Origin of the sequence: Thermocladium sp. ECH_B, from assembly GCA_001516585.1 — an archaeon.
Lineage (GTDB): Archaea > Thermoproteota > Thermoprotei > Thermoproteales > Thermocladiaceae > Thermocladium.
The window spans coordinates 1-7061 of record LOBW01000086.1 but is presented as its reverse complement, the minus strand read 5'-3'; the positions used below and the strand labels follow the sequence as shown (position 1 = coordinate 7061).

The window sequence follows — 7061 nt, the reverse complement described above, 5'->3', positions numbered from 1 at the left end:
ACCTAGTGTTAAATGCTGAAGGCATTTTGCGAATTTAGTAATTTCGCTATTTTGTAATCATCCACGATGATCACGTAATATTTAAGGGCCTCACGCCACCATGGCTTAGCCAACGCCTTAAAAGTCTCCTCGGGCATCCAGCATATTGGTTCGAGCCTAGGTGGCGCGTCGTTAAGCTCCACGCACCTCGTCACGAAATCCGTACCCCTGAAATGCTCGGGAATTATGAGCACGTCTACGTCACTCCATAGGTTGAAGTCGCCCCTTGCATAGGACCCATAGAGTATCACGGTCAATCTACCGAACCTACCCCTGAGTTTTGCCGCGTAATCACGCAACTCATTGATCACGCGCTCCCTCTCGGCGCTCCTCTCCTAATTACATCATCTAACCGACATGGCGAACAACCCCTAACCCAGTTAATGATTAGGCTTGCGCAATTTAGGGCCTCCACAGCCTCCTCCCTAGTGTACCTCTCGAAGGGCACGCCCTCAATGAAGGCATCTGGGTAACGTGGCATTACGTGCATCTTATCGATAACCAACACAGAAACGCAGCCTATCACCCGCATTGCCGCAGTAATTAACCAGGTCGTTGAAGAGGGCCACTAGGTTATGCCCAAAGGCTGGCTTACCCATAGCCTTTAGCAACGCCTTAAGGGCTAACTCAGCCGTTTACTGGGCCTTGAAGCATGCCCGCGAATAATTGCCGGCTCCCTAATTATGACCTCCTCGCAATTACGCATCGGAGCAACATCAATAACTACACTCTTCAAGCTGTGATAGTTTAGAAATCTTCTGAAACAGGAGGGTTTAAATCTCAGACAAAATAGAGACTAACCAGTCCTAGCGGGGTTGTCGCCCCACTAGGAGCCAGCCCCGTGGCAGCCTGAACACTGATGCCCCAAGCATAGATAACATTGCTAGGTCAACAATTAATTATTGGGTTAGGGTCTTTGGTGATGGTTACTTCAGGGATTGGCCTAGGTTCCTTAGGTGGGTGTATAATTACGCGTACACGAGCGACATATACGGCAGGGCGGTATCAACGAGACTACCCAATAGCGAGGGGCCACAGCTCGGCTTCATAGGCAGGGCTAGGTACGAGATAAGGAGCAGAAGGGAGGACAGGATAACCAGCTCTGGGCGTTGCTGAGACTCGCCGAGCTCATGAACACGGGAACCACGAGGTCCTTAGGCTTTGGGCACATAAAGATCAGGGAACTTAATTAATGATGAGTCACGTTCCGTGTTTCAGGCCTAGAGTTGCTGATCGGGACTAGTAATTATGTGCAATATAGGTAACCCATATTAATTCCACTTTTTGATAGGCGTTATGCCTCAGTCGTCGGTTGTTACGGTCTATGTCGCCACCTGGGGTAACCCATTAAATTGGCGGCATGTTGAGTATGATTGCGGTGGAGGTAATAAATCTAGGGGCTTCGCTTCGATTGTTTGCGCGAGTGATGTGAGGAGATATATAATATATGCGTTGGATAGCGTATTAACAACACAAGTCTCGCTCAATAATGAGGATGCGTATGAGGTCCTTAAGAGACTTGAGGAAGAGGCGCATAAGATTAGGGTTGCTATTAGTGAGAAAGATAAGGAGAAGAAAGAGAGGTCCGTAACGGTAACCCCCACTAAGGAGTTGAGCGGTCTTAATGAGTGGAGGGATTTGGTTAAAAAGTATGTGGAGTCATTAGTGTTCAAATTACGCGGGAACGTCGATGTTGGGGTGGTGGTTACGTCATCACTTGGTAAGTATAGGGTCGGTAGTACGGATTTCTGGTCCTACGAGGGTCACTATGAGTTGATGATCATGGAGTTACTACAACAATTGTGGGCGAATGTTAAGGATTTAATCTATGATGGCGTTCAATTGAGGCTTAATATTGATTTGACGCATGGGGTGAATTTCATGCCCACCCTAACCCTCTATGTATCGAGGCTCCTCGCATCGCTTGCCTTAATCAATGGCGTGAGCAGTGTTACCATAACGGCCTACAACACAACACCTGATGAGTGGAAGTACGAGAAGGTTTTCAGCGAGACGCAGGACAGCATTGTGGTTCCTGAGAACCCCAACGACTCAAGGGTTAGGGCAACAATGATGGGATTGGTGCCGTTTACGCATAGGTTGTGTGTTGATAGTGGTGAGGGGGAGCCTATGTTTGATGTACCGATCACGATTGATCATGGCGTCAAGCTAGTTAGGTACGATATTAGGGGTGCCAATTATAAGAGGCATGGGGAGTACTACGAGGCGCTCCTTGCCTATCATGCGTGCAGGACGATTAAGGAGTTGGGTAATGTGTGTGGTTTGAGGTTGAGTGGGTTGTTGGGGGAAAACGTATTCGATAAGGTAGGCTCTGTAGTGTCTAGGTTAGTTAAGGAGGAGGTAAACAATATACAAAACACAATAAATAGTGTTAGGGAGAAGGCTAGAGACGAGTTGAAACATGGAGTAATTTACTCAAAGTTACTTAGTTACCGTTCAGAGACTTACGTTGAGAGAGGCGAAAGTAAGGAGCCCAGCGTAAGTGATTGTGGGAGGTTGGAGAGGCATGCCATAGCCCATGCTGGTTTCTTGAAGGACTATACAATAATTAAGGAGTGCGGGGATGATTACTGCATTGCAATTGACGATGCCAATTACCAGAAACTGATTGAGTGCTTGGGTCTGAAANAATAGGTGGGGTTACGACAGGGTGCATTGATTGTGCTTTATTGGGTATTGCCGAGTAGGTGCGGTGGTTCGTTGGCGAATAATTACTTCTCATTCAGGCCCGTCAATAACGCCGNTGTTTTGGTTGAGTTATTAGCAATCTTCGGTGAGTGCGGTGTAATGCCAATGCTTCATGTACCCGGTATTGCGAGGTACGTAATAGATAGGGGACTAAGGCCGAGGCTTATCACGAGGATTGATGATCTGAGCGAGGCAACACTAATGATAGGGGACTTAAAGATGGTTAAGCAGTTGATAGGCTTCACAACACGGTTAAGGTGTAGACATGGGGTATGTCAATTCAGAGGTGATTTGGCTTTACTCGATATCACCAGATTCTCGATGGAGTTACCAATAGCGATCAGGGTGATGGTTAACGATAAATCACTAGTGCTTTGACCCGGTGCATTGCACCCAGCAATCGACGATATCCTTACACTCAAAATTATTGAGGCACTCGTGCTTAACCCCCTCCTTAAAATCGTCACAATCGCACTCTACCATGAGCACGGCATCGATACCTTTACCGATGCAGCATACGCCGAGGCTGGACTCGTGCTTATCATAACATACGCAGTTCCTGCACCCATCATCGTTCACAAATTTCTTATAATCGCATTTACATTTAGGGNCATTTAGTATTATTCCCCTCATATCTACATAGATTTCATCCCCCTTTTCGGGTAGTATGCAGACACGAGGATAGATATTATTGTATATGTAACTTATGATTCTACGCTGTCTATCATAATACAAATCAACAGCATTGATACCAACGAGCATTAAATCACCCTATGATGACTTCCTGCCATATATAGATAAAATACCTGGCTCGGTAAACCCAGGTATCACCGCCGCATGGTTCCACGGCTCAGCAACCAATGTGAAGATCCCACCCTCATTCCTTCTATCAAACACGTAAACATCCACGGCTTCCTCACCAGCAATTAACGCGCCCTGCAGGAACTCATAGTTATGCGTAGCGGCTATAACTCGCATGGTATTGTCGCTCATCGCCAGTTTAGTCAATAGGTAACCGAGGAACATGGACATACTGGGGTGGGCATGTGCCTCAGGCTCCTCGATGAGGAGGGCTTTTGTTCCTGGCATCGCGTATGTCAGTACTGCGTAGAGAATTACGAATGATGGAGCGAAAACGCTTGATAATACCTCAATATTGGAACCCTCAGCGCCAGCCTCTAAGTCGTTCCATAACCACCCGTTACTGGTTAGGTCTATGAATAATGGTGAGAAGTGGCTGAGGGCTTTCTTGAACCTACTTGCCCCTTCACCGCCTATCTCGCCTGCCGTTTCTTCAATGAGTTTGTTGAACTCCTCCTTAACCTCCTCGAACCTCCTATACGCCATTGAGAGTCTATGTGTTGATGTGTAGTTCTTTAGTTCCAGGATTATTGGCTTCTCGTAAAGTAATTCCTCGATTTTCTCCACGTGACTCTTTATTCTTTCTAACGCAGGAAGTGCTTTCTCTTCGCCTCTCATTAATTCATTGGCATTCTCCTGAATCTCCTTCAGGTCTTCGCGAATGTATTCTATTGGTTGTGCAGTAACTCTATAAGCATCGACGAAAACCGTATAATCAAACCTTTCGCCATCTTCGCACCTCACGAATTGTTTTAAGGAGTCGATTTTATTTTTAACATAACCTCTCATGAAATGTTTCTTGCTGTGCATTTCGGCTATGCACATTAAGGTTATGGATTTGCCGGTGAGGTTTGGTCCTATTAGTATGGTCATTGGTTTGCCATAATCTATGTTAATGTTCACCGCCGTCTCTTTATTGTCGTAGGGTATTGTTCCTTGAATTCTCATGGTTTCTACCTATTATATAGACATGCATAAAACTTAAAAACTCTTCTTAATTATTAGTTAATGCCATATACTTCCAAGTTTTATTCGATTATCTACCAAAACTTTAGGGATCGTAAGTACGATGATGGCTTCAAAGGCCTCAACAGTTATAGAGTATATAGGACTTCCTCGGCGGCTTTTAGGAAGATATATAATCAATTGGTTACAGTTCTTGATAGGATTATCGAGAGCTCAGCACAGGATACGGCAGGTGTTCAGGATCAGNTGGTTAGATCTGTTCAGGATCAGTTGGTTAGATCTCTCGTGAGGTTGAATATACTGCTTGAGTACCAGAAGAAGAGGGGATTTGTTGATGATGATTTAGCTGATGGTATTAAACAGGCGCTTGATGAAATAAGAGCAAGCCTGCAACAATCAAATAATCGCGATGCGAGAGATCTTGCAATAGCACTCAGGTATTCATTAGATTCGTTCCTTGCATACGTGATTTACGGAAAGAAGGGCGGTGAGGAGTATGAGCTCATCTAGCTACTTGATGCCGAAGATTAGGCTTGCGGGTATTGCGGAACTGAGCTTCAAGTTGATGGCAAAGAGCGGTTTCTTAATTAGGAGCGGTAGGGCTAAGGAAGTCATGGGTGCGGCAGATGTTGAGCCTCTCTCAATAACTAAGGCGTACATAGTTAATGATAGACTATACAGGATCAAGGTGCCTTATATACCAGGTAGTTCCCTCAAGGGTAGGGCTAGGTCGCTCCTCGAGGTTTCTCTCGGCCTTGACCTACACACGACCGACGGTAAGATTTATTATCACATGAGGGTTTCGAGGAGCAACACTATGGTTCATGATGACCCATACTGCCCCGTTGATAACGTCTTTGGTTCCATGTCCGTACAACCACAGTTCTTCCAGCCCAGTGNGGAGGAGGCTAGCCCGTACTCATGGTTTGTCGAGAAGTGTTGGGCACCGACTAGGGCGATCTTTAGGGACATATTCCCATCAAAGAGGTTCATTGAGCAGTTGTGCCGTGTGAAGGATGGTTGTGAGGGTGTGGGTTTTGACGACTTCATTGAGGAAAAGAGTGAGAATAGGATTGATAGGGTTACCTCAGCTGCTGACCCAAGGACAATACTTAGGGTTAGGCCCGATGTTGAGTTTGAGGGTTCAATAACGTTTCTGATATTTAATGTTGATGTGTGTAGGCGTAAGGAGTGTGATGAGCGTAGCAAGTTTAAGGACTTAATCAGGGATTACCCAGCTAGGTACTACCTAGCCAGCCTCATTGACTCACTAATACTTGTTCAGGAAACATACATAGGCGGTTCGGGGACTAGGGGTTATGGGAACATCGAGTTCAAGGGCATCTCACTTAAGTTCCAAAACCTGGCTAAGGGCGAGATTGCTAAGGGCGAGATTGAGTTGAGGAAGGCAGAGGCTAATGATGAAGAGCCTAATGAATTGGTTAGCATTAGGAGAGCTATTGATGGTATGGCCGTATTTGATGAGTTACGTGATGCAGCATGCAAATCGGATACGCAATAATTGAGTTCGAGGGAGCGTTTAGGGTTGGTAGGTCAGGGCTTTTGGACACACTTAATTACGTCCCCTCAGACACCATATATTCCGCACTTGATTACTTGAGGTTCATGGGTTTTAACCACGGGATTACAACTGTTTCCNCAGCCTACCCACTAATCTACGTTGATTCTGGCCATAGGTCAATTAGTGATTATAGTACGGTACCAATACCGATGAGTCTCATTGCGAGGGTTAGCGCCGAAAGACCCGAGTTAACTAGGCAGGTTAGGCGTGTTAATTACCTACCCATGAAGTGCCTCGTAACGAAAATCAGCTATAGGGTTTATGGGGATGGCTTGAAGATTGTGTGCGGTGATGAGGAGTTTGGGTATGGTGAGTTTGGTGAGTTTGTGGGTATTCAGAGGAATGTTATTGATAGGGTTGTTGAGGGCGCGGACACGTTCAGGGTTGTGGCATTCATGCCGTGGGTTAGGTACATCATTTACTACACGCAGTCCCAGGGCGTTGTTGATGCTGGTGAGGGTAGGAGGGTGTTCTCGATGATTGGTGAGTTGGGTATTGGTGGGGAGAGGAGTGTGGGTATTGGGCACTTCAGGGTTGTTGAGTCTGGCGTAATTGATTACACGGGGTCTGGCGATTACGCCCTAGTACTCGGTACGGCACTACCAAGGGCTAATTCCGTGAATGGTCACCTAAACACCGCCGTTAGGGGTTGGGTCTGCTCTCCATACTACGTCATTGGTCCAATGCACGTAATCATTGACGGTAGTGTTATCCCGAGGGACTACGCCGACTTTGAGGTGCTTAAATACCCATCATGCATAAAGAACCTAAGCTCGCTGTGGTTGCCCTATGATGGTGGAGCGCACAATTAAGACTCCAACCTTCGTGCTGGGTGGAGGTAGGTTAATGGAGGGTATCGATTTCGTAGTACTCAATAATAACCTATACGTACTGGACCTCAATA

The 7061-nt window shown here is 46.2% G+C and carries 7 protein-coding genes and 1 pseudogene; 6 read left to right on the top strand and 2 right to left on the bottom strand.

Features of this window, described 5'->3' with window-relative positions; genetic code table 11:
- Positions 1-8: 8 nt before the first annotated feature.
- Positions 9-398 (bottom strand): annotated as a pseudogene (locus AT710_08660) (DNA polymerase III subunit beta).
- Positions 399-1335: 937 nt separating this feature from the next.
- Here AT710_08660 and AT710_08655 point away from each other — a divergent pair.
- The 3 genes from AT710_08655 to AT710_08645 all read left to right on the top strand — a co-directional run bounded on the left by AT710_08655 (position 1336) and on the right by AT710_08645 (position 3366).
- Positions 1336-2694 (top strand): hypothetical protein, encoded by a 1359-nt coding sequence (locus tag AT710_08655; GenBank protein ID KUO90620.1) that lies wholly within the window; start codon positions 1336-1338, stop codon positions 2692-2694.
- A 66-nt stretch (positions 2695-2760) separates the two neighbouring features.
- Positions 2761-3126: a hypothetical protein gene (locus AT710_08650; GenBank protein ID KUO90619.1), complete on the top strand. Its 366-nt coding sequence runs from the start codon at positions 2761-2763 to the stop codon at positions 3124-3126.
- Between the two features lie 9 nt (positions 3127-3135).
- Positions 3136-3366 carry a hypothetical protein gene (locus tag AT710_08645; GenBank protein KUO90618.1) on the top strand — a complete coding sequence of 77 codons (231 nt, stop codon included), beginning with the start codon at positions 3136-3138 and terminating at the stop codon, positions 3364-3366.
- Positions 3367-3519: 153 nt separating this feature from the next.
- On the opposite strand, the gene AT710_08640 is transcribed toward AT710_08645, so the two are convergent.
- Positions 3520-4557 (bottom strand): hypothetical protein, encoded by a 1038-nt coding sequence (locus tag AT710_08640; GenBank protein ID KUO90617.1) that lies wholly within the window; start codon positions 4555-4557, stop codon positions 3520-3522.
- Positions 4558-4617: 60 nt separating this feature from the next.
- Between AT710_08640 and AT710_08635 the strand changes: the two genes are divergently transcribed.
- The 3 genes from AT710_08635 (at position 4618) to AT710_08625 (ending at position 6969) form a co-directional block, all read left to right on the top strand.
- Positions 4618-5085: a hypothetical protein gene (locus tag AT710_08635; GenBank protein KUO90616.1), complete on the top strand. Its 468-nt coding sequence runs from the start codon at positions 4618-4620 to the stop codon at positions 5083-5085.
- A gap of 7 nt (positions 5086-5092) precedes the next feature.
- Positions 5093-6097: a type III-A CRISPR-associated RAMP protein Csm3 gene (locus AT710_08630; protein KUO90621.1), complete on the top strand. Its 1005-nt coding sequence runs from the start codon at positions 5093-5095 to the stop codon at positions 6095-6097.
- Positions 6076-6969, top strand: coding sequence for a hypothetical protein (locus AT710_08625; GenBank protein KUO90615.1), 894 nt, complete (start codon positions 6076-6078; stop codon positions 6967-6969). Before AT710_08630 ends, AT710_08625 begins: the two co-directional genes overlap by 22 nt.
- Positions 6970-7061 lie beyond the last annotated feature (92 nt).

Coding starts and splice junctions, on each gene's coding strand:
- AT710_08640 (KUO90617.1), bottom strand. CDS start 4,557: ATGAGAATTCAAGGAACAATACCCTACGACAATAAAGAGACGGCGGTG.